Here is a 25,524-nt window from a genome sequence, read left to right as displayed (position 1 = left end):
CGGTGTCAGCCGACTGGATTCCCGATTCACCGGACGAACTATTTCGGAAGATACATTCCGGCGAAGTGATAGAGCTCGGCCAGAACACCAACCGGCTGGGACCGCCCGAGGAGGTACGCAGGGCGGTGGTGCGCGCCGTACTGGAGGCACCGTACAACGTGTACGCACACCCGCAGGGCGACCGTCGACTTCGAGAGGGACTCCTGGAGTACTTCGAACTCGACGACGATTTCGACGCTGTGATAACCAACGGCGCTATCGAAGGCGTCCACGCCGTCATCAGGGCGTTCGCTAGCAACGGTGTGGCCGTAACTCCGGATCCAGGGTACAAGACTATTGACAGTATGATGATGGCGGAGGGAGTTCACGTCCAGGAGGTCGATATATATTCCGAGGAATTCAACTATCAGATGACTGCAGACGCCGTGATGGAGGAGTTCGATGGCAACCTCCGGGAGCTCGATCTCATTTTCGTAATAAACCCTTCCAACCCGCTCGGCAGCTCCATGTCCGATCGAGAGCTCCGGAGTCTCGTGGAGCTCGCCCAAGACTCGGACGCGTTCCTAGTACACGACTGTACGTACAGGGACTTCGCTCCGGAACAGCCAGTAGCCTGTGAAATGGACCCGGAACGCTGCGTCGACTTGTACAGTTTCTCCAAGACGTACGGACTCGCCGGTCTTCGGATCGGGGCTGTGATCGGAGAGCGGAAACTGCTGGAGCAGATATCTAAATACAAGGTGAGCAAGCTAGGGATAAACATGATAGCTCAGGAGGCCGCCATCACCGCCTTGAGAGTTCGTGATCGATGGATCCCGAGACTGCTCAGGGAGGTCACGCGGAATCAGCGTCTGATCAAGCGTGAGTGTGAAGGGGACGGAATAAAGATACCAGTGTATCCATCGCACGCTAACTGTCTCGTGATCGACTTCTCCGAGTACGGGCACATCGACTCGAAAACCGTCGTGGGTAAACTGTACTCCGAGTACGGTATCTTCGTGAGAACGGGCTACTACACCAGCCCACGCCGCGGTAAGGGGTTCATCCGAGTGGCGTTTTCGGCTCCACGGGAGGACATAGAGCAGTTCTGTGAAGCCTTCAACGAGGTTATGGGGGAGTTGATCAAGTCGTGAGCTCTGAGATCGTTCTGGAGCACGATGTACTCACTGCACTTCGTGAGGGCGGTCTCGAAACGCCACGATTCACTGTCCTCAAACGCCCCGAGGAGGCATCCGACGTACCGTTCGATCCACCCTACACAGTCAAGCTCCTTCATCCTGGAGTCACGCATCGGGCCCGTGTCGGTGCCATATACACGGCCGTACCATCCAAGAAGCGACTCGAACGACGTGTGGCCGAACTGTTAGAGCGCTGGCCCGACGCAGTCGGTGTCATCGTTCAAGAGCATTTAAACGTCGTCGAGGGTATAGAGGCCTTCTTGGGTATAAAGGAGGACGACACCTTCGGTACCGTCGTACTGCTCGGCCTCGGAGGGAAACTCGTCGAAGAACTTCGAGCCTACATCGTTCGGCGACCACCGGTTGACGGCGAGGACGTCGAGAGAGGTCTCTGCAGAGTGCCCGGAGGTGAACGATTACTCTCCGAGATATGTCCTAACCGACTCGCCGAAGTCGTCAACGCGGCCCACGAGGTGTACAAGGGGAAAGGATGGTCCGAACTCGACGTGAACCCACTCCTTCTGATCGACGGTGAAGCGATAGCGTTAGACGGTCTGGCCAAGAAAGCCGACTGACCGCTCACCCTACGATGGATCGGCATATCGAGTCTTCCCATCCATTGCTGCCAAGTAGCGGATGGCGAGCGCTAACGTCGGAATACGTTCCGCGTCCGCATCCGAGCCGTCGGGAGACACACTGGGGAAAACTATAAGTAATGTGGGTTCGCGGGAGATGTATGTTCTAGGTGAAGGAGGTGTGAAAGCTTGGAAGGGAAGGACAAGCCCGTGGATGTTGGGGACGTTTACGAGGTGAAAATCGAGGACGTAGGGAAGCGAGGTGATGGTGTCGCGAAGGTCAATGGGTTCGTAATATTCGTGCCAGAAGCGGAGAAGGGTGATAAGGTGCTAGTGAGGATAGTGTCAGTACGTGACACGTACGCCATAGGCAGAATTGTTGAAATCTAGCGGGGCAATTTTCTCTGCCACCCGCACGTATAGTTTCAATCCTCAGGACGTTCAATGATCTCGCGAATCGTCTTCACGACCTCACGTTCCTTCTCCCGGATTCCCACCACGGACAGCACCCGTTGGTGCAGTGCCCTCCGTAACTCCTCGAAATCTAAGATTTCGTCCCGGACTATAGGTGCTTGTCGCCATCGCCCGAGTTGTCGTGAACGGAGGAGATCGGGCTGTAAGTACGTACGAAGGCTACCCTCCGCGGTTAGAGCGTGACCGACGTCCGTGAACCCATATCCCGACGCCCGGAATATCTCCTCCATCTCATCCGCGCTGGTGCCCAGCAGTATCGAGTGATCCGGCATGTTCTCAACGAGCGGCTCGGCACCGAACGAGCGGACCTCATCGGCGAGTTCTCCCAAGGTCTCGATGGTGAGCTCGATGACTATTAGGTCGGGATCGTCAACCAGTGTCAAGTGTTAGGGACTGAACCGTATCCAACTCCGCGGCGAGCTCGGCATGCCCTCCAGGATGTACTCATGGTGATGATAGCTAGGGACCGCCCGGTAGTTTCAATATTGCTCCCGTCGATTCTGATGCTGAGGGGGCGGAACCCGTGGCGGTAGTAATGGAGATTTCGTTCTACCCGATCGGGACCGGATCACCGAGCGTTAGCGATGAGATAGCCGAGGTAGTGAAAGCTCTGAAGGAAGCCGGATTCGAGCCGCAGGTAGGCCCGATGAGCACCGTAGTGGAGGTGGAAACCTTCGAGGACACTTTAGAGGCTCTCCGCATCGCTAGGAAGGCCGCATTGCGCGCGGTGGACCGTGCCGTGTTCGTTGTCAAGATAGACGAGCGCAGGGATAAGGAGCTAACCGCGGAGGGTAAAGTGCGGTCTGTGGAACAGAAGATTCAGGAGTAGTAGAGGTCGATAACGCGACCGAGCAGATCACTAAGTACACGTTCCGCGACTTCCGTGACCTCTTTGGCCTCCTCGGAGTCCGTACCGTGCGAGGCCAGTAGAACCTTCTCTCCCAACTTCACCTTTCCAGCGAAGACCTCCTTAGTCCTTCCCCGACCGTACACCTCCACCGCATGTCCTTTGGGTAAGTCTTCTCTCTCTTCGACGCGCAGTAGCCTCGGTTTCTCCCCCAAGATGTTCCCCACGCTACGCTCCAGCGTCTTGCGGGCCTCCAACAGAATTTCGTCTTCGATCTCGCGGCTGAGTTCGGTCTTCTCCGTAGAGAACTTGAGCTTGTCACCGCGGTGGCTGAGGTAGGTACGTTCCGGCAAGGACTCTTCGTCTAGAGCCGCGAAGAGGGTGCGATCAGGGAGAGCCGTGAGGTAAAGGTGTCGCATCTGCGCCCCCGTATCTAAACTACCGTGCCGGTCACCGATTGTTAGCAATTTTCCCGACAGAGTTTTGCGAAAGCGCATTGAGGTACGTCACGGATTACATAACGTTAGAGGTGCTGTGAGCGTATTCAGGCGGCCGTTTTACGTCCAGGTACCGGTGCAAGATCACGATGCATTGGTCGGAGTGATAGGGGATCGGCCCAACCGATATCACAGCATCGGCACGCCGTCTCAACAGTCGATCCTGCTCCGGCGTAGGACCTTCATGATCTCCGAGGACGAACACGGCATCGGGCTCCGGTTCCACTTCCTCTAAATCCCGGCCGTCCTCACTCATATAGTAGAGCTTGGTACCTTTCATCTCATCGAGCAAGTCCTGGAGGTCCGCGCGGCGGACGAAGATCCCGGGATGAGGTTCGGTGTCCGGGTCTGCCGCGAGGGCGCGCCGAAGATGGATCGCAGTGGTACGCTCGTCAGGGTACAAACGGCGCACACGACGACCCGTCACGGTGATGGTTTTCGGGGGATCGTTAGGACCGCGCAGTAGGAGATGTACCACCGTATCCGTACGAACCCCGTGGGAATACAGTAGAGATTGGGTCGTAACGCGACACACCAGATCGAAGCGTCCGGAGCCGGGAAGATCCTTGAGCCGTACACGATCGGGTGACGTAGGTGCGTGGTTGAACAGTACGAGGAACTCTCTCACGTTACGACCCCCGTAACGATCTAGGTGGGAGGGGGGTTCACGAGGCCTCCTCTATAAGCTCCTTGAACTGCTCATCGATCTTCTTCCGGATCTCCTGTATCTTATCCTCCGCTTCCTCGTTGGATATCACCTTCATCCTGGCGATGTCGTCGATGACGTCGAGCTTGAGGATCTCGTCCACCGGTACTCCCTTGTCCACGGCCTCCTCGGCCCTCTCCTTGAAGTGTAGGATGGTCTTGAGCATCTCGTACTGCTTCTCGGGCGGGCAGTACGTGTCAACCTCGTGGAACGCGTTCTGCTGCAGGAAATCCTCACGGATCATCCTCGCTACCTCCAGGATCAAGCGCTCGCTCTCCGGTAGCGCGTCAGGCCCTACCAACTGCACGATCTCCTCCAGCTCCGATTCGCGCTGAAGTATCTCCATGGCTTCGTCGCGTAGTTCCCTCCAATCGTTGCCGACTTCCTCGTGCCACCAGTTTTCTACGTCGTCCAAGTACAGCGAGTACGACTGCAACCAGTTGATCGCCGGAAAGTGCCGACGGTCCGCCAGCTTAGAGTCGAGCGCCCAGAAGACCTTCACGATACGGAGAGTGTTCTGCGTCACTGGCTCCGAGAAGTCGCCACCCGGTGGGGATACAGCTCCTACCACGGTGACCGAACCTACTCTGTCGTCGGAACCCAGACAGACGACTCGACCCGCACGCTCGTAGAACTCGGCCAATCTGGAGGCTAGGTACGCCGGATAACCTTCCTCACCCGGCATTTCCTCCAGTCGACCCGAAATCTCACGCAGCGCCTCAGCCCACCGCGACGTGGAGTCAGCCATGAGCGCCACGTCGTATCCCATGTCCCGGTAGTACTCCGCTATTGTGATACCGGTGTAGATACAGGCCTCACGGGCCGCCACCGGCATGTTGGAGGTGTTCGCTACCAGGACCGTACGCTCCATCAGGGGTCTACCCGTTCGTGGGTCCTCGAGCTCCGGGAAGTCCTCAAGCACCTCGGTCATCTCGTTACCACGCTCTCCGCATCCGATGTACACCACTACATGGGCGTCCGCCCACTTCGCCAGCTGCTGCTGAGTAACCGTCTTACCGCTCCCGAACGGCCCCGGAATGGCGGCGGTTCCACCTTTGGCTACGGGGAAGAATGTATCAATGACACGTTGACCCGTGATCATGGGCTCCTCTGGGTCGAGCTTGCGCTTGTAAGGTCGCGGCTTCCGCACGGGCCACTCCTGCATCATTGTGACTTCGTGCTCCTCACCTTCCTCGTCCTCGATGACGGCGATGGTATCCTCCACAGTGTACTCTCCGTCGGCCGCGATCTCGATTACTTCACCGGATATTCCTGGTGGAACCATGATCTTGTGCTCGATGAGCTCCGTCTCCGGCACGGTTCCGAGGATGTCGCCACCTTCGACTTTCTCTCCTTCCTTGACCTTAGGAGTGAACTCCCACTTTTTCTTCCGGTCCAAGGCCGGCACGAGGATACCACGCTCGACGAAGTCACCAACCTCCTTACGGATCTCGGGCAGCGGACGCTGGATTCCGTCGAAGATCTGAGTAAGCAGTCCGGGGCCTAGCTCCACGGACAGGAGCTCTCCAGTCCCCTTGACGGGCTCACCGGGCTGCAGACCGGTAGTCTCCTCGTAGACCTGTATGGTAGCCCGGTCACCTTCGATGTTGATGACCTCACCGATTAGACCCTCGTCGCCGACCCGGAATACCTCGTACATCTTCGCGCCCTCACAACCCACCGCTTCCACGACGGGTCCCGCGATTTTAACTATCTCACCTTTCACGCCGTTGGACACGGAAGATCCCCCTAACGCTCGATGCGTTCGAGGTCGATCTCCACCCCTACGGCCTTTTTAACTATCTCCTCGATCTCGAACTCCTCGGCCGGGCCTTCCGGTCCGGGAACGGTCACGAAAATAGGAGTAGCCTCACCTCGAGAGACCTTCTCCCGTTGAATCTCCTCTACTTCTTCCTTCACCTTTTCGGCCACATCTTCGGTGAGAATGATTATCCCGACTTCAGGGTCTGAAGCTAGCTTTTTCACGGCCTCCTTAGGATCCTCACGGTCCGCGTCGATCGTTCGCACACCAACGAGTCTGAACCCAGGGGCGACAGACCCGTTCACCACGGCGGCCACTACGTACACGGGTCGTTCCCCCTACACTAACATGGTCTCGACGTCCGCCACCTTGGAGTTGACGAGGGAGATCACGTTATCGACCTCACGCTGCTTTTCGTACACCGCATGTACTACGGCCGGTGCTCCGATGAGATCGGATCCCGCCACCTCTCGGGCTAGCTCATAGCGGGCTTTACGGAGGGCTTCATCGAAAACTTGGACTCCACGTCCTTCTGAGTACTCCTCGGCGGCCTCCTCCAGGTACGACCCGAGGGAGGTCCCTGAGAGTCTCTCAACGACCTCTAGTGGATCTTCTGCTTCCGCCAGCTCCCGCTTCCTCCACTCGGCTAGCTCCCAACCGCCTTCCGCCATAGCCTCGAGCACACGTTCCGGGTCCAGGTTCAGGATCGCACCTCGAAGCGCAACCTCCACGTTGTATAGGTCGATCTCAAGACCGACCAGTCTGGCCAGTTCCTCGTCAACCTTCTCGCTCACCACCAGATCCCACAAATGCTCGTAGTAAGCCCTATCGAGGGCCAACTCTAGCGGTAGTAGAAGACCCGACTCCTCGTACTCACGCAGGGCTTCCTCTAATCCGCAGTCGTACGGAGTTCCGCGTAAATGGTCTACGACCTCCGGAACTGAACGCGCTTCCTTTAGCTCTCGCCAGGCTTCTTCCTCGAGCAGTACGGGCGCGTCCACGAGGTATTTTGGTTCCTCACCCGCATGACGCGCACGCAGTACCGCCTTGATGTCCTCTAGCTCGTACTTGGCCATCAGGGCCCGTGCTAGCTCGGAAACGTCCTCCGGGCTGGTCTCGACGATCCTCCCCATCACAGACTCGACAGCACGGCGCTTGAGCTCTATCTCGAGGGGGGCCGTGTTCCCGTCGAGTACTGACCGAGCCGCTTCGGGCTCGACTCCGAGTTCCTCGAGCCTTGTGACCAGGTCCCGCATCGAAGCGTCCTTGAGTTCCTCGTAATCCTCATCTGATAGTGTCTCCGCCTCGACGGCCTTGGCCCTGGGGAGCGGGTAAGCGTAGGGGGCGTACCGCCAAACGACGTCGGTGATCGGTATGGACAAGATTATCGAGAGCACCGTAACCAGCGCGATGATCCCGACGGCAAGAAGGACATAATCTTGCAGGCCGGTCAGTCCTAGCAAGGATTATCCCCCGAAGAGCGTCTCCGAGACTCGTCTAACTATCTCGGAGCGTCTGCGACGGAGCCGAGCATCGACGGTGTTGTCGTACACCTCGGAGCCGTCCTTACTCTCCGCGATCACACCACCCACGGCCTCCACCGGCTCGCCCAGCTCGACGTCTTTACCGGTCTCGTCACGGATCTCCGAGAGCATCTCGTCCAGCAGCATCAGATCGTTCTCGTTGGCTCGGAGCATGACTTCATCGGAGGAAATCGCGTTCACGGCCTCGATGGCGGAACGCTTGAGGAACTCTAGGTACTCCTTCCGACCCTCCTCCGCCAGCTCCCTGATCTTCTTCTCGGCCAGCTCGATCGCCTTCTCGATGTACTCCTCCTTAACCCGAAGCCTCTCCTGACGGATCTCCAGCCTTGCCTGTGCTATCTCGCGTCTCCGTCTGGTCTCGGCTTCACGCCGAGCACGGTCCAAAATCTCTCGACGCACCTCCTCGGCTTCACGCTCCGCCTTTTCACGGATACGTTCCGCGTCTCGTCTCGCCTCCTCTAGTATCTCTTCGGCCTCCTTCTCGGCATCTTCCAGGATCTTACGCTCGAGCTCCTCTACACCCATGTGTGACACCCCAACTTAGCGAAGAATATAATATATGGTGATTAGGAAGCCGCGAGGGCGGCGAACACGATCAGGATCGCGGTGAGTAGTCCGTAGATCGCTTGAGTCTCCGGGAGCACCGAGAACACAAGGGATTTTCCGAACACCTGCTCCCGCCTCACCATCGAGGCGGAACCGCGGGCTGCCGTGATACCCTGTCCGACTCCGGATAGTCCCGAGAAACCTACTGCAATTCCAGCGGCGACGGCTGCGAAGCCTACGGCTATGCTCACCTTGCCAGCACCTCCAAGCACTCCAGCTAGTGACATGCTCAGGATGGCGATCAGCAGTCCGTAGATGGATCGTGTCTCCGGTAAGATGGACAGGATCAGTGACCTGGCGAACATCTCCGTACGTTCCGCGAGTGCACCGGTACCTCCTGCTGCCGCGATACCCTGACCGATACCCGAAGTACCAGCGATTCCGACGGCTAAGCCGGCGCCTATACCGATCAGACCGGCTGCGGCCGCCAGATGAGCTCCGGCCCCTGTCAGCACCGGTGTTAGAGCCAAGATCCCAGCTAACAGTCCGTATATGGACTGTGTCTCCGGCAGGATCGAGAACACGATGGACCGGCCGAAGTTACCTGGATCTTCGGCGGTCGCCCGAGCTCCCGCTGCCGCGGAGATACCCTGACCGATACCCGAACTACCGGCCATTCCGACGGCTAGGCCGGCACCGAGGGTAGCGAGTCCCACACCCAAGGCCGGGTTCTTGGGACCTCCGAGTATGCCGGCGAACATCATGATCAGGATGGCGATCAGCAGTCCGTAGATCGCCTGAGTCTCAGGGAACACCGAGAATAGCAATGAACGGCCGAACATCCCTGGGTCCTTCACCACGCTGCTGATACCCGTGGCGGCCGTAACTCCCTGACCGACTCCCGATAGACCCGCTAAACCGATGGCCAGACCGGCGCCGAGGGCCGCTAGGCCGACGGCCTCATTACCGCTGAAAGCTCCTCCCATCAGGCCGAGTCCGACCATTACTAGTATCGCCACTAACAACCCGTAAATGGATCGCGTCTCCGGCAGGATCGAGAAGATCAGCGAGCGACCGAACGAGCCCGGATCCTGTTTCAATGCTCCAATACCAGCTGCCGCGGCGATACCCTGACCGATACCGGAAAAGCCGGCGATTCCGACAGCCAATCCCGCTCCAAGAGCCGCGAGTCCCGCGCCTACCGGGGAACCGGCCTTCATCGCGAACACTGCTAATAGGATGCCGATAAGTAGTCCGTATATGGACTGTGTCTCCGGCAGGATCGAGAACACCACCGATCTGCCGAAGAGTTCCTCCATCTCCGCGGACGTTCCTATACCGCCCGCCGCGGAGATACCCTGACCGATCGCGGAGCTACCCGCCAGTCCGACCGCCAAACCGGCACCGACCGCGGCGAGGCCCGCTCCCAGTCCGATGTTAGCTCCCGATCCACCAAGTATTCCGGCGAACATCATGATCAGGATCGCGGTGAGTAGTCCGTAGATCGCTTGAGTCTCCGGGAGCACCGAGAAGATGATAGCTCGACCGAAGAAGCCCTCGTTCTTCACTAGGGTGGAGGCGCCCGTCGCCGCGGTGAAGCCCTGACCGATTCCAGAAACACCCACGAGACCTACCGCCATACCAGCTCCGATGAGCGCCAAGCCGGCACCGACGGAGCCCGACTTCATCATGAAGAGCGCCAGTATCGCCACTAACAGCCCGTAGATGGCTCGCGTCTCCGGGAGTACAGAGAGGACCATCCCCCGTACGAAAAGTTCGGCACGCTCTATCATCGCCCTGATCCCGCTGGCCGCGGCGATACCCTGACCGATACCAGACGTTCCTCCGAAGCCCACGGCGAGACCCGCGCCGACGGCAGCTAGTCCCGCGGCCAGTGTCGGCTTTCCGGAGCCCAAGAAGAACATCGCCAGGATCGCGGTGAGTAGTCCGTAGATCGCTTGAGTCTCCGGGAGCACCGAGAAGACTATTAACCTACCGAAAAGCTCCTCCTTACGTAGGACCCCCGCGATCCCACTGGCAGCCGCGATACCCTGACCGATACCAGAAGTACCAGCGATTCCGACTGCGAGACCCATTCCTAAAGCCGCGAGTCCCGCCGCTAGACTTAGATCCGGCTTGAGCAATGAGAACAGCGTTAAAATCGCTACTAGCAGCCCGTAAATGGCCTGAGTCTCCGGCAACACCGAGAATACGATCGCCCGGCCGAACACTCCTTCCTCCTCGATCAGGGACTTGATCCCGCTGGCCGCGGCGATACCTTGACCAATACCAGAAGTACCGGCAAGCCCTACAGCCAGTCCAGCACCGATCGCCGCGAGACCCGCACCGACTGAAACGCTGGCGGAGCCTCCCAGCAGACCGACGAAGTTGACGATAAGGATCGCGGTGAGTAGTCCGTAGATCGCTTGAGTCTCCGGGAGCACCGAGAAGACTATTAACCTACCGAAAAGCTCCTCCTTACGTAGGACCCCCGCGATCCCACTGGCAGCCGCGATACCCTGACCGATACCAGAAGTACCGGCAAGCCCTACAGCCAGTCCAGCACCGATCGCCGACAGTCCCGCTCCCAGTGAGACCTTGCCACCGGCTCCGCCGAGCAGGCCGGAGCCGACCATGATGATGATCGACACCAGCAGTCCGTAGATGGCTTGGGTTTCAGGCAATACGGCGTAGACGATGGCTCGACCGAAGAGGGATTCATCCTTGAGTACTGCCCCTATTCCGCTGGCTGCGGCGATACCCTGACCGATACCGGATATGCCGGCGAGTCCCACGGCGAGACCAGCACCCAGGGCCGCCAGTGCGGCACCCACGGTAACGGCCTTCACAGCTCCGAGCAATCCAACTCCGACCATGATCAGGATCGCGGTGAGTAGTCCGTAGATCGCTTGAGTCTCCGGGAGCACCGAGAACACGATCGCTTTACCGAACGTCGCTTCGTCTTCAGCTACCGCCCCGGCACCGGCGGCAGCGGCGATACCCTGACCTATACCGGAACCCACACCCGCGACGCCGGCCGCCAGACCCGCTCCGATGGCGGCGATCATGAGTTCGGTACTCACCATACCGGATTTCCCCCTCAAGCGCGTATTTTTACGTGCTCACCCTTGAGTTCTAGCGGCTCGAACGGCTTTCCACCTCCTTCGTAGAACTTGCTGAAGAACTCGACGTAGTGCAATCGTAGACTGTGCACGAAGGCTCCAAGCCCGTTCATTGCCATGTTGAACACGTGTCCACCAATGAGGATGATACTTGCGATCACATACCCTGCCACGCCGAGTCCTTCGACCATTTTAGCCAGCAGGTTAACCACCAGCGCAATACCGGCGGTTGACAGACACCCGGCTAGCAGTCGTGAGTAGGACAGTATGTCGCCCATGAACCCGATAGTGTCCAGAACACCCAGGAGATTGTGACCGGCCAGTACGAGGACGAAGCCCATTACCGCGATGGCGATTCCGGTGTATCCGAGTGGTGTGTAAATACCACCCGTCTTGTACGCTACCGCCACCAGCAAACCGCCGAGAAGGATCAGGAACCAGCACAGGTAGTCGAGCATAAAGGATCTCATGTCACGCTGCTTTCTGAGGGAGATGTACATTCCGAGTATCAACCCGATACCGACATGGAGAACTCCGAAGCCCAACGCCACGATGAGTATCGTGATCGGGTCCTTCATCGGGTCTATCCATAGGGGCTTGATCCCTAACAGGTTCCCGAAGTAACCGCCGGTGAGTACACCTAGGATGATCGTGACGATACCAGCGTACATCAGTATCTCGGAGAACTTCCGGATGCTCTCGTCGACCCGTCCTGCTCCGATACGGATCGCTGCGGCCAGCGCCGTGAGAATGGCTCCGTAGGCGGCATCCGTCAGGATGAAACCGAAGTATATCGGGAAGAATACCGCCACTATCGGTGTTGGATCGATCTCAGTAGGCTTCGGCAGGGAGAACATCTCCACGAGGGTTTCGAAAGGCTGGATGAACCTCGGGTTTCGTAGGCGTACGGGCATGTTCTCGAGGTCCGATGGCTTTCGTACTACTATCTCGCATAGTCCCTCGGTAGCCTCCTTCACGACCTCCTTGAACCTGTCTATTTCCTTCTCCGGCACCCAGCCGTAGATCAAGTAGGTTCTGTCAGTCATGGCGAGCTTAGGCAACACGTCGAACAGCTCGCGCTCGTTCTCCAGAAGCTCCACCCACGCCCGGATCTCCGTACCATGCTCCTCGTAGAATTCCGCGAGTTCATGCTTCGTTCGCTCGAGCTCGTCTTTGACTTCTTCGATCTCCTCAGCCAACTCCTCGTGGACTATCTGAACGGAACCTTCACGACCTTCTAGAACCTCGTTCACTACCTCCTCTTCCATGGCTCCGAACCTGCGGATTTCGGACTCTATCCTGCTACCCTTCGGGAACACTATCACTGCTATGGGGTCACCGTCTTCGGTTTCCCCTACCTTACCCACGTACGCGGGTCCGCCGTCGAGCTCCTGGACTAGATCGTCCCAAGAGTCGGCCCGTACGGTGTAGAGTCGAGCGACCACACGCGGTCCTTCTCCCAAATTGGAGACGTCGAAATCCTCCTCGACATATTCCAGGAAGGAACGCGCCTCCTTGAGTCGCTCGAGCTCGTCCTTAAGCTCGTTCAGCCGATTCAGTTTCTCCATGGCCTTGGACTCCAGTTCCTCGAGGAACTCGTTCGCGTCCTCTACGATCTCTTCGGTCGGCTTGAGCTCGAACTCCACGGTTTCGGGCCGCTCCGCACTGAACATCGGTCTCAATGCGTCGAGTAACCCAGTGGACCGAACCTCCTCATGGATGCGACGGAGCGATTCCTCGATCCTAGCGAGCCGTGTGAGTACGTCTGTGAGCTTCATCAGTTCCTGAGGTACCTCCGGGCGCTTCACACCGTAGAACTTCTCGACTCCATGAGCCTCCCAGAAATCCTCGACATGGAGGCAACCCTCGAGCTGAACCCGCTTGAGTAGGTCCGACACTTTCTCGTCCAAGCAGAACACGAAGACCTCACGCATAGGTTCGATGGCCACTACTCACTCCCCCAGAACTAGCCCGACGACGGCATCTGCGGCTTCATCCAGTCTCTCCTCGGCCTGACTTCGAAGTTTCTCGATCTCCCGCTCACCCTCCTCGCGGACTTTACGAGCCTCCTCACGGGCTTCCTTCAACGCCTGCTGGAGGATCTTCTCTGCCTCCTCTTCGGCCTCCACGCGAGCCTTCCTGACGATTTCCTCGACTTCCTTCTCGGCCTCCTCGACGATCTTCTCGGCCTTCTCACGAGCTTCCTCGACCTTACGCTGCGCCTCAGTTTCGGCGGATCGGATGCGGTCTAGGACCTGAGCGACGGACGCCATGTGAGTCACTCCCCTTCGTCGCGGCCTTTGAAGAGCTTCTCGACCTTCTTGAGTTTGTCACGTAGCGCGAGCACGAGGACCCGATCACCAGGGTTTATTTCCGTGTCGCCGCGGGGCAGCTCCAGCTCATCATCCCGATATATAGCTACTATCACGCAGTCGGCCGGAATCTCCGAGATTTTCTTCCCGGATACTTGAGAGTCTTCGGTTACCTCGAACTCCAAGAGCTCGGCCTCGCCGCGCCCGAACATAATCATATCTACGAGATTAGGCCTCGTAATCGCCTTCTCTATAAGTTGCGCGGCACTGCGATCGGGGTTTACGACTGCGTCTACTCCTAGGCGTCGGAATACGTCCACGAACCTGTCATCAGTCACACGGGATACGACCCGCTCGACACCGAATTCCTCCTTAGCTATTAGGGATACGGCGAGATTGACCTCATCCTTATCGGTCACGGCCGCGACGACGTCCGCGGTCTCGATCTCGGCGTCCTGCAACACGTCGAGATCGGTGGCGTCTCCCTGGATGACCAGGATGTCCAGTTCGGACTGCGCGAGTTCCCTGGCTCTCCTTTTATCCTTTTCTATCACGACGACGTCATGACCGTGAGCTATCAGCAACTCGGCCAGTATCCTACCGACGCGTCCGCCCCCCACGACAACTACGTACATGACACTGCCCCCGGAGAACCTCACCCTGGAGGGCGAAGGGTCAGTCCTTACCCTTGACGACGAGCCTTTTCGGGATCAAAGCCAGCCAGTAGAGGGCCGCTAGGCACGGAAGGACTTCCAATCTACCTATCCACATATGGAAGATAAGCAGGATTTTCACGAACGCCGGCGCATTAGGCGCCGTGATCCCCGAGGACAGCCCGACGCCGCCCTGTGCTGACGCGACCTCGAACAGGGCGTCGACCAGAGGGTACCCGTACGCCGTGAGCAGCAGCGTGCCTATGAGCAGGAAGAGCAAGTACGCTGAGGCGATCGCGAACGCGTCGGAGATCTCATCATAAGAGAGCACCCTACTGCCGATGCGAGGAACGACGATGCCTCGGATAGGTTGAGTCCTGCGTGCTATGGCCGCCTTCACGGCTTCCGCCATGATCAGGAAGCGCAGAATCTTGATGGCTCCTGCCGTAGAGGCCGTGGATCCTCCGATTATCATGAGTACGGTTATGGCCAGCTTGACGTATTCGGGAAACGATTGAACGTCCGCATTGGAAAATCCGCAGCAGGTGATGGCGGACACCGCCTGATACCCGTAGTATCGGACGATGTCCCACGCTCGGTCGCCGGATACCGAGCTCGCATACGCGGTGACAGCGATGACGAGACCGATCATGGTGAGGAACTGTCGATCTTGGAGGTACTGTCGAAGTGCCTTAATGATCCGCGCTGGAAGTTCAATGGAGGACGTACGGAAGGTCTTGGCTACCCTGTAGTGAGTTACGAAGCTGGTGGCTCCGAGCACCATGAGAACAACCGTGATTAGTTCAACGGCCGGTGAGTGCCACGCGGCGACGCTCTCGGACCGCGTGGAGAACCCTCCGGTGGCAACAGCGGTCATGGAGTGGTTTAGCGCGTCGAATGGATTCATTCCCGCGGCCCACAGGGCTAGGAAACCCACCGCGGTGATCGTAATGTAAATCTTCCACATCTCTTTCGCTGTGTTAACGACGTTCGGTCTGATCCGCTCCTCACGGGCCTCGGCGACGTACAGAAGGCTCGGTGTTTCGAACCTGAGGATACTGATAATCGACACGACGATGCCTAATCCTCCTACCCACTGCTCGAGGCTTCTCCAGAACAGGATCGTACGATGCGCGTGATCGATGTCAGGGAGTACGGTGAGACCTGTCGTAGTCCATCCGGACATGCTTTCGAAGTAAGCGTCTAGCCACGACATGTGTTCGCAGAACCGGTAAGGAAGCGATGTGAAGAGTGGAATAACGAGCCAAATTATGGGCACGGCGACGATCGCATGTCTCGGACGGACGTGACGCTCAACCCTCGCGATCCGCTCGAGGGTGATCCCGAAGACGAACATGAGGGTGGAAGTCAAGAGGAGAGGAGCGATGCAATCTAATTCCCCGTAAAGTAGCGAAATCGGGAGAGGTAGTAGCGGGAGCACGGCGGCGACTTTCACGACGGTTCCCAGGATCTTGCTTACCAGCTTCACATCCACGATCGGATCCGTTTCTATCCCCCCCTACTCCACTCCGAGTACCTTCTTCAGTAGGTCCGCGTACACCGGTCTGGTGATGACGACACCGTAAAACGCTCCGGCGATGGTCATTATCGCGAACCCCTTCAGGAGACCCATACCGGCGACGAACAATACCGCCATCGCCGCCGCCAGCGTCGCGAACGACGCCAGTACTACGCTGAAAGCCCGCTTGATCCGTTGACGGAGTGCGACCTCTTCCTTCCTACGCTCACCGCGGACGATCTCGTCAGTGATCACTATGAGATCGTCCACGCCGCTACCTATCGATAGGATGATTCCCGCTAACGCGGGCAGGTCGATCGTAAAACCCGTTAGCGAGGCAAGACCTATGAGGAAGACTACCTCGGAGAATCCAGTAAACAGTATCGGACCAGAGATCCTGATGTCCCTGTACCTCAGCGCGATGATCACCGACACTGCCGCGAACGCGATCGCTCCGGCGATCATCGCCATCTTGAGGAAGTTCTGACCCAACGTGGCGGACACGGAGTAAACACCCTCTGGAACGAGCTTCGCCGGAAGCTGACCGGAACGTAGAACCGCCATTATCTCCTTGGCTTCACGTTCCGCATGCTCCTTAGTCTTGGCACCACCTACGATCTCGATCTCCCGCTCCATGTGACCGGATGCCGCAGCCATGGCTAGATCCTCGGAGATTCGCGGGCTTGACACCTTTTTGTTGTCTAGGTACATGTCGATCGGCTGGCCCGGAGCGTTCTTGACCACCTCCGCGAACTTGCGGGCGCCCTCTGCTGTCAGCCTGAACGGGACCGACCATTGGTAACCGCCTTCGACGCGTTCTATCCTCGGAGACTCCACTGACTCTATATCCTGGCCGGTGATGACCGTTCTACCCTTGTATTTGGCCTCGAAACGTCCCGGCTTGGTAATAAGTTCGACCGCCTCCTTGGGCGGTGTGCCCGGAAGCATCACGATGATATGGTCGTGTCCGACCGGTTGGATCTTGATGCCCTTGAAGCCAAAGGTAGAGAGACGACTTTCGAGCACCGTTACGGTCTGGTCGATCTCTCTCTTACTAAGCGGATGGTCCGTCTTGGCTATGACCATGGTGCCACCTTTAAGCTCCAGACCCAGGTTCACACCTTTCACCGCGAGGGACGTCGCCGCTACGACCCATACGGCGATTATCACGAGTAGTCTCCAGTTCTCCTTCATCCATCTCAGCCCGGACAAAGATCACCTCCCCACGATCTTCTCGCGGATGACCCAAGCGTTGAAGATCCAAGTGTTGAGGACGTCCGCAATTAGCCCGAAGATCACGACGGCGGCGATTTCGAACATGGCTTGGGACATAGATAGTAAGAACAGTGCGCACGCGGCCGCTGCGGTAGTGGCTACCATGACGATACCAGTCTTAAACGAGTCCGCGATCGCCCGATCGACCCTCCTGACCCTGCGACGCTTCACGGTGTACATGGAGAGGAGTATGTTGCTATCAACCGCGTAACCTATGATCATAAGGAGGCCCGCGAAGCTCGCTAGGGTTAGTGGTACGCCTGTGAACGCCATCAATCCGAGCGCGTCGACGAGATCTAAAACCAGTGCTCCCAGCACGGCAGCACTCAGCATCGGTTCTCGGAACATGGCGAACACGACGATGGAGACAGCGACCAACGCCAGTGGCACGGCTACTTTGACGCTCTCCCAGAACACACGGCCCAACGCCGGCCCGATAGTCTGGACGGACTCGACCTCCCCTTCGACGGCCCGTGCGAGTTTGTTCACGTCATCTGCCGACAGGTACTTAGGAACCTGCACGATCACATCGCCCTGGGAGGAACGTATAGCTTCCACGTCGGACACTCCGAGGATTCTCGAAGCCTCGCCAGTTACGGTATCGGGATCCTTCTCCGTTCTCAGGATCACCATGGTACCTCCTTTGAGGTCAATGCCTTTTTTAACCCCTAAGGTAAGGACAGATCCTACGCAGATCGTAGCGAACACCATTGTGAGGATCAGAAGGCGGTTCAAGTTGGAGACGTACTTCTCGGACAACCCCACACTCGCGCCCCCCGAGGGGTGATAACCCTGCGTGTCGAGGACGTCCTCAAAGTCGGCGTGCTGATAACGTTCGCGGGCATAGTTCTGACAGCACTGGCTATCCTCCTGTTAGCGATCAAGAACGCTTCGGGTAGGGGAGGGTGGGGCGGTGTTATCTTGATCGGTCCGGTGCCGATCGTCGTGGGAAGCTCACCGAAAATGGCGCTGATCGTGGCAGTACTGGCATTGGCGATGATGCTGATTATGTTATCCTTAATGTGGAGTGCGGCCAAGGGGTTCCGCTGAGCGCACCTCCGAGAACGTTATGTAATTCAAAACGATTCGGTGTGGAAGCGCGTTTCGGGGAGGGGGGAGTTTAGAACTCGCTGCTACCACCGCTCTCCTCTTCCTCCTCCTCTTCCTCCGTGCTCAGCTCCCTGGCGGCGATGACGTCATCGATTCGCAGAATCATCTCCGCGGCCTCGGTGGCGCTCGCCAGTGCCTGGGTCTTCACTCGCAACGGCTCGACGACACCCTCCTCGAGCATGTCCTTGACTTCACCTTCGAACACGTCGATACCGGCGGTCACCTGACCCTCCTCGTGCCTGGCGCGCAGCTGCACCAGCACGTCGATCGGGTCGAGTCCGCTGTTTTCGGCCAGCGTTCTCGGGATGATCTCCAGTGCGTCGGCGAACGCCTCGACAGCGAGCTGCTCGCGGCCCTCCACACCGTCCGCGAAATCCCTCAGCTGCCTGGCCACCTCGACCTCCGGAGCACCGCCGCCGGCTACCACCTTACCGTCCTCTAGGGCCGCCGCCACAACTCCGACGGCGTCTTCGATGGCTCTCTCGGCCTCGTCGACCACGTGCTCGGTACCACCGCGGATCAGGATGGTCACGGCCTTCGGGTCCTTGCAGCCCTCCACGAAGATCATCTTATCGCCTGCAACCTTCTTCTCCTCGACGACTTCAGCTTCACCTAGGTCCTCCTCGCTCAGGTCGTCGATGTTCGTCACGATGCGGGCTCCGGTCGCCCTGGCCAGCTTCTGCATGTCGGACTTCTTAACACGCCGTACCGCTAGGATGCCCTTCTTCGCCAGGTAGTGCTGGGCTAGATCATCGATACCCTTCTGGCAGAAGACAACGTTCGCGCCCGTTTCTGCGATTTTGTCTACCATGTCTTGCAGCATGCGCTCCTCTTCCTCGATGAAGGCTTGCAGCTGCTCCGGGTCGGTGATCCTGATCTCGGCGTCGGTCTCGGTCTCCTTGACCTCGATCGGGCAGTTCAGCAGAGCGATCTTTGCGTTCTCCACACGGCGCGGCATGCCTGGGTGCACTCGCTCCTTGTCGATCACCATGCCCTTAACCAGCTCGGTGTCCTCGAGCCCGCCACCTTCCTTCTTCTCCAGCTTGATGTGGTCCGTGTCGATGACGATCTCTCCGTCCTCCTCCTCTGCAACCTGCTTGACGGCCTTCACGACCAGCTCGGCCAGGTAGTCCCGGGCCTTCTCCACGCCCTTACCGGTCATCGCGGTCTTGGCGATCTTCTTGAGCGTCTCCTCGTCATCCGGGTCGATCTCTTCGGCGATCTCCTCGAGGATCTCCTCGGCCTTCTCAACGGCCATCCGGAAACCGCGTGCGATCACGGTCGGGTGGATGTCCTGCTGTAGCAGGTCCTCGGCCTTGTGCAGCAGCTCACCCGCGAGCACGACGGCAGTGGTCGTACCGTCGCCAACTTCATCCTCCTGCGTCTTGGCGACTTCCACCACCATCTTAGCGGCCGGGTGCTCGACGTCCATCTCCTCCAGGATGGTTACTCCGTCGTTGGTCACTACGACGTCGCCCATCTCGTCGACTAGCATCTTATCCATGCCCATCGGACCTAGGGTGGTTCTAACTGTCTCGGCTACTACACGTGCGGCCATGATGTTCATTCGCTGAGCATCTCGACCGACGAACCGCTGGTAACCCTCCGGCAGGATCAGAACCTGCCTCCCATCACCTGCTAGCATCGCCATATGCGATCTCCCCCGTTTCCGGCTCCTTTTCGCCCATTCGCGTACTAATAAGCACTTATATTTAAACTTTTCTCTCGTCGGCTACTCCCATCCTGCGCAGGAATTCCCGTATCACCGACTTACGGATCCCGGTGCGTTGCGCTATCTCCTTCGGGGATGTTATGCCGGCCTCCTCAACGAGCTGTCTCACACGCTCCTCCGGATCACGCTCTTGGAGGTATTCCTTGAGGTCCTCAAGGTCCTTGATCTCCTCAAGGGTCCCGATGTCAACCGTAGGTACGTACGTGTCTTTGCGACGCTCTCGAGTCACGATCACACACATCGACCCCGTAGCACTGGCCACATCCCTGAGGGCTATGGACTCCCGGTCTCCACCATCCTCCGCCCGTGCTAGCACGGTCTCGCCGTCCTTAGCCAGGAGCTTGAAGGGAGCTCTGCGAACCTTCCCCGTACGTTCGGCACCCATTCGTTCCAGAAGCTCCGCCACGCGGCGCTCAAACCGCGTCATTCGATCGCGTCCGGTATCTACGTGTTCGGGGATCTTGAGCTCCACCGGTATCACCTCGACGTCGGCCTCCTCGGCTCGTGCTAGTGTGATCCTACCGCCCTCACGCCGGAGCTGGCGACGGCGCACACTAGATACGTCCAGTTCATCCACTTCGTCGGTACTGATCACGACGTACTGTCCTCCCCTGTCCGCCACGGCCTTCGGCGGCTCCCCTTCCACGAGCCGGGCGAATGTCAGTGGATCGATCACGGGGACTTCGTACCGGTGGTAGATCACGCCTTTCTCCAGCGGGCCGGTGTGGCGTTTGAGCGCCACGACTATCGGCACGGCCTCCAAGAAATGCGAGATGCGTCTAAGTTCCTCGGCTATCTCCCGGCGCAGCCCGTCGGCGTTGATCAACACTTTTACTATGTAAGCGCGACCATCGCGGGTACGCACGAAGATGTCAAAGCAAGCCCTTTCGATGCGGACGACTTCATGGCCTCCGGCCCTCAAAGCCTCCTCGAGGTCCGCACAGAGCTCGGCCCGCACCCAGTCACCCCCCGACTATCGCTATGGACACCAGTACCGACGTCGGACCCCCGATCACTATGATCAGAAAGCCTAACCTACGCAGGTGCTCATCGTCCTTCATCGAAGCCGTGAGAATGAAGTAAATCCCGACGGCTCCCACCAAGAAAGGCAAGAGGTGGGCGACGACCGACGCCAACATCTTCTGACCGACGACCACATGATCACCCCCGGGTGGAACGTTCGATGGATTGGGTGGCACTCGATGACACCGACTCACCCGCCGGAGGATGTACCACTCACGCGGCCGTCTTGCTCCGCGCGGAGCTGGCGGAAGCCGGTGCAGAACCCGTCGGTCGCCCGCTATTAGTTCGATTGAATCCGAACGTGCCGTTCAAGACTAGAGGTAACGCGGCGGTCGCCCTGCCGGTGGAAGCACCGTGGAGCGTCGACATTGAGGCGGTAGTGCTACGTGCACTTAAGAAGGTAGTCCGGAAGAGTTACCCGGAGACCCGGCCGGGTTTGGTAGTCTGCGAGGGTGAGCCGCCGAGGGTATGCGAATCCGTCTATAAGGAAGCGGTACGACGCATTTTAACCCCTAGGAGGGTAAGGGAGAGTGTCGACGACGATGTCAACGTGGTTCTAGGAGGTCGAGGTGTTGTCGGTGCCATCGCGGCCCTGGGCTTCGCCCGCATCCGGAAGAATCACGAGGTCACGTTCGAGGGGATCGCGTACCGTGCCGAGAAGTACTGGGGAACGGAACGACGTGTGGAGGAAAACTCGGTCAGGAAGTTCGACCGTAGGACGTTCCCAGTGACGTTCGACAACTTGGACGGTAGGAACGGCGACGTACTCATAACGCCCAACACGCCGTGTCCAGTCCTCTACGGAGTGAGATCCGTGGAACCGAACGTACTGAAGATCGCCCCGAAGATGATCGAGACGCGAGAGCCGGTGGTGAAGTACGAGATTTTCGAGTCGAATCAAGCGACGGATGCGCACCTCGTCCGCGTAGATCGGTTGGCCGAAGCCGAGGACTACTCTAACATCGTCCTGGACCTCACGGTCGTCGAGGAGCCCAGGCGAATACCGGGAGGTCACGTCGTGGTGGGGTGTGAGGACGAGGACGGCGCCATGGTAGATATAGCGGCGTTTCGTCCGACCCGGCCGCTCACCGAAGTCGTGGCAGCACTACATCCCGGAGATGAGATCCGTGTGGCGGGTGCACTAAGACCGGAGACTCCGAAACACCCCCGCACGGTGAACGTGGAAAAGCTACGTGTGCTGAGACTGGAGCGCGTGGAAGAGGTCCGTAATCCCGTGTGCGGACGGTGTAGGAGGTCGATGAAGTCGGCAGGGCGGAGGAAAGGGTTCAAGTGTGGTTGTGGGGAACGGGCTCCGGAGGACTCGAAGGTCAAAGTGGAGGTACCTCGAGAGCTGGTCGAAGGAGTGACGTACGAGGCACCTCCAGTGGCACGGAGACACCTGTCGAAACCTGAGTATTTAGTGAAGTTAGGACTGCTCGAGCCTTCACCGATGAGTCGCTGAGTCGTGCACTAAATCCTCAATTCCTTAGCACGTTTCTTGCGCTTCGGTGGTGCTATCTCCTTCGGGACCTCTGCCAGCCAGTGCTTGGATCGGAGGACGTCCGTCACGAGCTCATCTACGCCCGGAGGCTTTCCCCTGTCCTCGCGGGTCATGATTACAACCCCCCAGGATGATGAGCGGACCCAACCGAGAGGTTACCCCGATGACGAATGACAAGATTGCCGGCTTACGTGCAGTGTTATATCCCCCTCATAACTATCCTCGCGACGCCTTTGAGAGTTCTCCCCCGGATCTTTATCTGTTCGTAAAGAAACTGTGTCTGAAGCACTAAGCGGCGTCACTCGTTTCACGATCCACCCATTCACTACTCTACGTAATGTACGAGCCTACCGATGCGCTCGATCTCCAACTCGACCTTATCATGTGGTTCCATCGGACCAACACCGGGCGGCGTTCCCGTAGCGATGATATCTCCGGGCTCGAGCGTCATCACCCTGGACGTGAACGACACCAGCTCGTACGGATCCCGGATCATGTCGTCCGTGGTAGCGCGCTGGCGCACCTCACCGTTAACACGGAGCTTCATTTCGAGTCCGTCAGGCTCTAGTTCGGTTTCTATCCACGGTCCTAAAGGCGCGAACGTGTCGTAGCTCTTCGCCCGGACCCACTGGCCTTCTCTTTTCTCGATGTCACGGGCCGTCACGTCGTTGATGATAGTGAACCCGAAAACGACGTCTCGAGCCTCCCCGGGAGACACTTTACGACATCGCTCTCCGATCACCACCGCCAGCTCGAGCTCATGATCGATCCTGCGCGCCTCCCTCGGTAACTTGACAGTATCCAGATGGCCGATCACCGCGGTGGGGGCCTTCATGGTCATGACGGGCTCACCGGGGACGTCCATTCCTATCTCGCGTAACTCATTAACGTGCTCGCGGTAATTGAGTCCGAAGCAGATTATCTTAGGAGGCCGCGGGACCGGTGGACCTATTCTGAGCTCCGATAGCGGGTACACGGAATAGTCAAGACCGTCCAGCCCGTCACTGTGAGCTACTTCGATGAATTCGAGCACGGAAAGATCGTAGACACGAACTTCATTATCGAGGAATACGGCGGGGCGTGGAGTACCATCCACCAGGTAGGTCCCTACCCGCAACGTTCGCCCCGGGCGGAGCGGGTGAGGTGGGTGAAAAAACTCACTCCATCTCACCGGAGCGCTCGTAGGAGACGTTAATTGAGATGGCGTCGACAGGACACGCACGCTCACAGAGCTTACATGCTGGGCACTTCTCCGGTACCTTAGCGACGCCGTCGACCTCGATCAGGTCACCTGGGCAGACTTCAGCACATACTCCGCATCCGACGCACTTGTCCTCATCGATTTCGTTCTCAACTTCGCGGGACTGGACCGGTACGTCACGCGCTGCCGTAATGGCTCCCCACGGACATACCTGGACGCACAGTGTACAACCAGTGCACTTATCCGGGTCGATTTTGGCCACTTTCCGGCCCCGATTCAGTTCCATCGTGTCCGGGTCTACGTAGACAGGTGACCACTCGTTCTCCTCGGCCTTGAAGAACTCGACTTCGGTCGGTACCATCTCGATAGCGTCGGTCGGACATACCTGGAGGCAGTAGGTGCACCCGACGCACCGTTCGGGGTGTACGTAGACATCCTCATCCTCTGGATGCTCTGGAGGCTCGGACTTGGGCTCAACGACACCCTTCACACCGATTGCGTCGATGGGACACGTTTCCATGCACTTGAGACACATGACGCAGAATCCGCGGAGCTCCGGGTAGCCATCTTCGATCCGCAGGATCTCTTGCGGGCACACCTCACCGCACTGAGGTGGATCTTCCTTGTGGCACTCCTCGGGCTTCCAGGCGATCCTTTTGAGTTCTACCTCCTCTCCATCCACTTCGCGTTCTAGGTCCTCAAGCTCCAGAGCATCGACGGGACAGGCCTTCACGCAGGCGCCGCAGACGATGCAGTAGTTCATGTCCCCATCTTCGCGGCGGATAGCACCCGTGGGGCACGCTGCAACGCACGCTTCGCACAGCAAACACGAATTCATGTCGATCTCGATCGGCATGAGCGCGAGCCCCCGGCGGAGCTTCCCAAGCCAGCTCTTTTTACGGTTGCGAGAGCGACCCGGGTGTTGTACCCTGTCGAATTCATCTGGGAGCGTTATCCCCCATCGTGACGTGTAATGGCCCGTCGGTAACAGGCCACCCTCTCATCGGCACGCCTCGATCCCCGTAGGCCTCCTCATCCGGAATTCCAGAAAAACTCCCGCGGATGCCTGTGAACGCCGTATTTCCGGCGAAAGTAGTCACATATGTTCCGTACGTCACGTTCGATAAGCTCACGGGCCGAGGGGTGGGATACCTCGACCCAGTGCGCCCAGTCGATGAGAAGCACCTCGTCGCCCTCGATGACTACGTTGAACTGACTCAGGTCCCCGTGAACCACGCCGACTTCGAGGGCGTGTTCGTACTCCTCGAGCACCCGGTTCAGGACCGCCTCGGGGTTCTCCACCCGAGTTTTCGCGAGTTCCCGTCCCTCAAAGCGTTCCATCACGAGTACGTGCCTGTTCTGAGCTACGGGCCTAGGGACGGAAACACCATCGGGGTACAAGTGTAAGAGCGCCTCGAACTCGCGCTCGGCCGTAAGCCTATTGACGTAAAGCCATGAGATATGGCGTTTGTCCTTCACGTACTCACGGTACCGTTTGACCTTGGTGTAACTGGTACGACCGATTCGATTGAACTTAACGGCCAGCTGCGCGCCCTTAGGAGAGATGCCCAAATACACGTCAGCCTCTTTTCCCACCCCGATCTCCGGGCCGAGTCCTTCCAGCACGCCTTGGTCCACGAGCGCCCGGAGGGCGAGAGCGTCGTACCCTTCGGGACGCAGTTGGTAACCTAGGTACCCGACCGTTTGCCGTCGCGTCCGGACGATCATATCCCAACGATCGAGTCTGGACAGACGGTAGCCTAGCTCCTTTTCGTCGAGGCCGGTGCGTTCGAGCAGTCGATCGAACGGGACCCACTCGTGCCTGCGCATCTCCATCTCGAGGGCTCGTAGGACCTCGAAATCCTCGGGTTCCATCCCCGGAAGAGCCTGTACCACCCTCTCCACCATCACCATGCCCGACTACCTCCGCAGCGGAAACGGGTAATT

27 protein-coding genes are annotated in these 25,524 nt (G+C 58.5%); 6 read left to right on the top strand and 21 right to left on the bottom strand.

Annotated features, from left to right (window positions below):
• Positions 1-2: 2 nt before the first annotated feature.
• The 3 genes from BW919_RS06105 to BW919_RS06095 all read left to right on the top strand — a co-directional run bounded on the left by BW919_RS06105 (position 3) and on the right by BW919_RS06095 (position 2,143).
• Positions 3-1,133 carry a pyridoxal phosphate-dependent aminotransferase gene (locus BW919_RS06105; protein ID WP_157666114.1) on the top strand — a complete coding sequence of 377 codons (1,131 nt, stop codon included), beginning with the start codon at positions 3-5 and terminating at the stop codon, positions 1,131-1,133.
• Positions 1,130-1,753, top strand: a complete 624-nt coding sequence (locus BW919_RS06100; protein ID WP_088336134.1) for an acetate--CoA ligase family protein — start codon at positions 1,130-1,132, stop codon at positions 1,751-1,753. Before BW919_RS06105 ends, BW919_RS06100 begins: the two co-directional genes overlap by 4 nt.
• A gap of 189 nt (positions 1,754-1,942) precedes the next feature.
• Positions 1,943-2,143, top strand: a complete 201-nt coding sequence (locus tag BW919_RS06095; protein ID WP_088336133.1) for a TRAM domain-containing protein — start codon at positions 1,943-1,945, stop codon at positions 2,141-2,143.
• Between the two features lie 35 nt (positions 2,144-2,178).
• On the opposite strand, the gene BW919_RS06090 is transcribed toward BW919_RS06095, so the two are convergent.
• Positions 2,179-2,610 carry a hypothetical protein gene (locus BW919_RS06090; protein WP_088336132.1) on the bottom strand — a complete coding sequence of 144 codons (432 nt, stop codon included), beginning with the start codon at positions 2,608-2,610 and terminating at the stop codon, positions 2,179-2,181.
• A 140-nt stretch (positions 2,611-2,750) separates the two neighbouring features.
• On the opposite strand from BW919_RS06090, the gene BW919_RS06085 reads away from it, so the two are divergent.
• A complete protein-coding gene (locus BW919_RS06085; protein WP_198324585.1) occupies positions 2,751-3,056 on the top strand; it encodes an MTH1187 family thiamine-binding protein in 306 nt (101 codons plus the stop codon).
• Here the strand turns inward: BW919_RS06085 and BW919_RS06080 are convergent.
• The 13 genes from BW919_RS06080 to BW919_RS06005 all read right to left on the bottom strand — a co-directional run bounded on the left by BW919_RS06080 (position 3,047) and on the right by BW919_RS06005 (position 17,769).
• Positions 3,047-3,493: a hypothetical protein gene (locus tag BW919_RS06080; RefSeq protein ID WP_088336131.1), complete on the bottom strand. Its 447-nt coding sequence runs from the start codon at positions 3,491-3,493 to the stop codon at positions 3,047-3,049. The genes BW919_RS06085 and BW919_RS06080 overlap by 10 nt on opposite strands.
• Before the next feature lie 94 nt (positions 3,494-3,587).
• On the bottom strand, positions 3,588-4,199 hold the full coding sequence (trmY, locus tag BW919_RS06075; RefSeq protein ID WP_088336130.1) for a tRNA (pseudouridine(54)-N(1))-methyltransferase TrmY: 612 nt from the start codon (positions 4,197-4,199) through the stop codon (positions 3,588-3,590).
• Between the two features lie 37 nt (positions 4,200-4,236).
• Positions 4,237-6,015: an ATP synthase subunit A gene (locus BW919_RS06070; RefSeq protein WP_198324584.1), complete on the bottom strand. Its 1,779-nt coding sequence runs from the start codon at positions 6,013-6,015 to the stop codon at positions 4,237-4,239.
• 11 nt (positions 6,016-6,026) lie between these two features.
• Entirely contained in the window at positions 6,027-6,365 is a 339-nt protein-coding gene (locus BW919_RS06065) for a V-type ATP synthase subunit F (protein ID WP_088336129.1), read from the bottom strand.
• Between the two features lie 12 nt (positions 6,366-6,377).
• On the bottom strand, positions 6,378-7,502 hold the full coding sequence (locus BW919_RS06060; protein ID WP_088336128.1) for a V-type ATPase subunit: 1,125 nt from the start codon (positions 7,500-7,502) through the stop codon (positions 6,378-6,380).
• Between the two features lie 3 nt (positions 7,503-7,505).
• The gene (locus tag BW919_RS06055) at positions 7,506-8,108 is read right to left on the bottom strand and encodes a V-type ATP synthase subunit E (RefSeq protein WP_088336127.1); all 603 of its coding nucleotides are present in this window, start codon (positions 8,106-8,108) and stop codon (positions 7,506-7,508) included.
• Positions 8,109-8,149: 41 nt separating this feature from the next.
• Positions 8,150-11,215, bottom strand: a complete 3,066-nt coding sequence (locus tag BW919_RS07995) for a hypothetical protein (protein WP_198324583.1) — start codon at positions 11,213-11,215, stop codon at positions 8,150-8,152.
• 14 nt (positions 11,216-11,229) lie between these two features.
• On the bottom strand, positions 11,230-13,200 hold the full coding sequence (locus BW919_RS06030) for a V-type ATP synthase subunit I (RefSeq protein ID WP_088336126.1): 1,971 nt from the start codon (positions 13,198-13,200) through the stop codon (positions 11,230-11,232).
• A 3-nt stretch (positions 13,201-13,203) separates the two neighbouring features.
• Positions 13,204-13,524, bottom strand: a complete 321-nt coding sequence (ahaH, locus tag BW919_RS06025) for an ATP synthase archaeal subunit H (RefSeq protein ID WP_088336125.1) — start codon at positions 13,522-13,524, stop codon at positions 13,204-13,206.
• A gap of 5 nt (positions 13,525-13,529) precedes the next feature.
• Entirely contained in the window at positions 13,530-14,198 is a 669-nt protein-coding gene (locus BW919_RS06020; protein ID WP_088336124.1) for a TrkA family potassium uptake protein, read from the bottom strand.
• Between the two features lie 40 nt (positions 14,199-14,238).
• Entirely contained in the window at positions 14,239-15,711 is a 1,473-nt protein-coding gene (locus BW919_RS06015; protein WP_088336123.1) for a TrkH family potassium uptake protein, read from the bottom strand.
• A gap of 24 nt (positions 15,712-15,735) precedes the next feature.
• Positions 15,736-16,947 (bottom strand): preprotein translocase subunit SecD, encoded by a 1,212-nt coding sequence (locus tag BW919_RS06010; protein WP_088336122.1) that lies wholly within the window; start codon positions 16,945-16,947, stop codon positions 15,736-15,738.
• Between the two features lie 3 nt (positions 16,948-16,950).
• On the bottom strand, positions 16,951-17,769 hold the full coding sequence (locus tag BW919_RS06005; protein ID WP_157666113.1) for a hypothetical protein: 819 nt from the start codon (positions 17,767-17,769) through the stop codon (positions 16,951-16,953).
• Between the two features lie 24 nt (positions 17,770-17,793).
• Between BW919_RS06005 and BW919_RS06000 the strand changes: the two genes are divergently transcribed.
• Positions 17,794-18,060, top strand: coding sequence for a DUF131 domain-containing protein (locus tag BW919_RS06000; protein WP_088336120.1), 267 nt, complete (start codon positions 17,794-17,796; stop codon positions 18,058-18,060).
• Between the two features lie 70 nt (positions 18,061-18,130).
• Here the strand turns inward: BW919_RS06000 and thsB are convergent, their stop codons facing one another.
• The 3 genes from thsB to BW919_RS05985 form a co-directional block, all read right to left on the bottom strand.
• The gene (thsB, locus tag BW919_RS05995; RefSeq protein WP_088336119.1) at positions 18,131-19,771 is read right to left on the bottom strand and encodes a thermosome subunit beta; all 1,641 of its coding nucleotides are present in this window, start codon (positions 19,769-19,771) and stop codon (positions 18,131-18,133) included.
• Between the two features lie 61 nt (positions 19,772-19,832).
• A complete protein-coding gene (locus tag BW919_RS05990) occupies positions 19,833-20,810 on the bottom strand; it encodes a hypothetical protein (protein WP_088336118.1) in 978 nt (325 codons plus the stop codon).
• A gap of 4 nt (positions 20,811-20,814) precedes the next feature.
• Positions 20,815-21,009 carry a hypothetical protein gene (locus tag BW919_RS05985; RefSeq protein WP_088336117.1) on the bottom strand — a complete coding sequence of 65 codons (195 nt, stop codon included), beginning with the start codon at positions 21,007-21,009 and terminating at the stop codon, positions 20,815-20,817.
• 26 nt (positions 21,010-21,035) lie between these two features.
• On the opposite strand from BW919_RS05985, the gene BW919_RS05980 reads away from it, so the two are divergent.
• Complete coding sequence (locus BW919_RS05980) at positions 21,036-22,337, top strand: tRNA(Ile)(2)-agmatinylcytidine synthase (protein WP_088336116.1); 1,302 nt, start codon at positions 21,036-21,038, stop codon at positions 22,335-22,337.
• A gap of 8 nt (positions 22,338-22,345) precedes the next feature.
• On the opposite strand, the gene BW919_RS07925 is transcribed toward BW919_RS05980, so the two are convergent.
• The 4 genes from BW919_RS07925 to BW919_RS05965 all read right to left on the bottom strand — a co-directional run bounded on the left by BW919_RS07925 (position 22,346) and on the right by BW919_RS05965 (position 25,491).
• Entirely contained in the window at positions 22,346-22,489 is a 144-nt protein-coding gene (locus BW919_RS07925) for a hypothetical protein (protein ID WP_157666112.1), read from the bottom strand.
• A gap of 212 nt (positions 22,490-22,701) precedes the next feature.
• Entirely contained in the window at positions 22,702-23,493 is a 792-nt protein-coding gene (locus BW919_RS05975; protein ID WP_088336115.1) for a fumarylacetoacetate hydrolase family protein, read from the bottom strand.
• Positions 23,494-23,533: 40 nt separating this feature from the next.
• A complete protein-coding gene (locus tag BW919_RS05970; protein ID WP_088336114.1) occupies positions 23,534-24,433 on the bottom strand; it encodes a 4Fe-4S binding protein in 900 nt (299 codons plus the stop codon).
• Positions 24,434-24,609: 176 nt separating this feature from the next.
• Positions 24,610-25,491 carry a serine/threonine-protein kinase RIO2 gene (locus BW919_RS05965; protein WP_088336113.1) on the bottom strand — a complete coding sequence of 294 codons (882 nt, stop codon included), beginning with the start codon at positions 25,489-25,491 and terminating at the stop codon, positions 24,610-24,612.
• Positions 25,492-25,524 lie beyond the last annotated feature (33 nt).

The organism is Methanopyrus sp. KOL6 (assembly GCF_002201915.1).
GTDB lineage: Archaea > JAADCQ01 > Methanopyri > Methanopyrales > Methanopyraceae > Methanopyrus.
Note: the sequence above shows the minus strand (reverse complement) of the source record. Positions and strands in the feature narration are given on the sequence as shown.

Excerpts from the sequence above, each read along its gene's own strand:
- BW919_RS06080 (WP_088336131.1), bottom strand. The coding sequence starts at position 3,493 with ATGCGACACCTTTACCTCACGGCTCTCCCTGATCGCACCCTCTTCGCG.
- BW919_RS06055 (WP_088336127.1), bottom strand. The coding sequence starts at position 8,108 with ATGGGTGTAGAGGAGCTCGAGCGTAAGATCCTGGAAGATGCCGAGAAG.
- BW919_RS07995 (WP_198324583.1), bottom strand. The coding sequence starts at position 11,215 with ATGGTGAGTACCGAACTCATGATCGCCGCCATCGGAGCGGGTCTGGCG.
- ahaH (WP_088336125.1), bottom strand. The coding sequence starts at position 13,524 with ATGGCGTCCGTCGCTCAGGTCCTAGACCGCATCCGATCCGCCGAAACT.
- BW919_RS06020 (WP_088336124.1), bottom strand. The coding sequence starts at position 14,198 with ATGTACGTAGTTGTCGTGGGGGGCGGACGCGTCGGTAGGATACTGGCC.
- thsB (WP_088336119.1), bottom strand. The coding sequence starts at position 19,771 with ATGGCGATGCTAGCAGGTGATGGGAGGCAGGTTCTGATCCTGCCGGAG.
- BW919_RS05980 (WP_088336116.1), top strand. The coding sequence starts at position 21,036 with ATGGATTGGGTGGCACTCGATGACACCGACTCACCCGCCGGAGGATGT.
- BW919_RS07925 (WP_157666112.1), bottom strand. The coding sequence starts at position 22,489 with ATGACCCGCGAGGACAGGGGAAAGCCTCCGGGCGTAGATGAGCTCGTG.
- BW919_RS05970 (WP_088336114.1), bottom strand. The coding sequence starts at position 24,433 with ATGCCGATCGAGATCGACATGAATTCGTGTTTGCTGTGCGAAGCGTGC.
- BW919_RS05965 (WP_088336113.1), bottom strand. The coding sequence starts at position 25,491 with ATGGTGATGGTGGAGAGGGTGGTACAGGCTCTTCCGGGGATGGAACCC.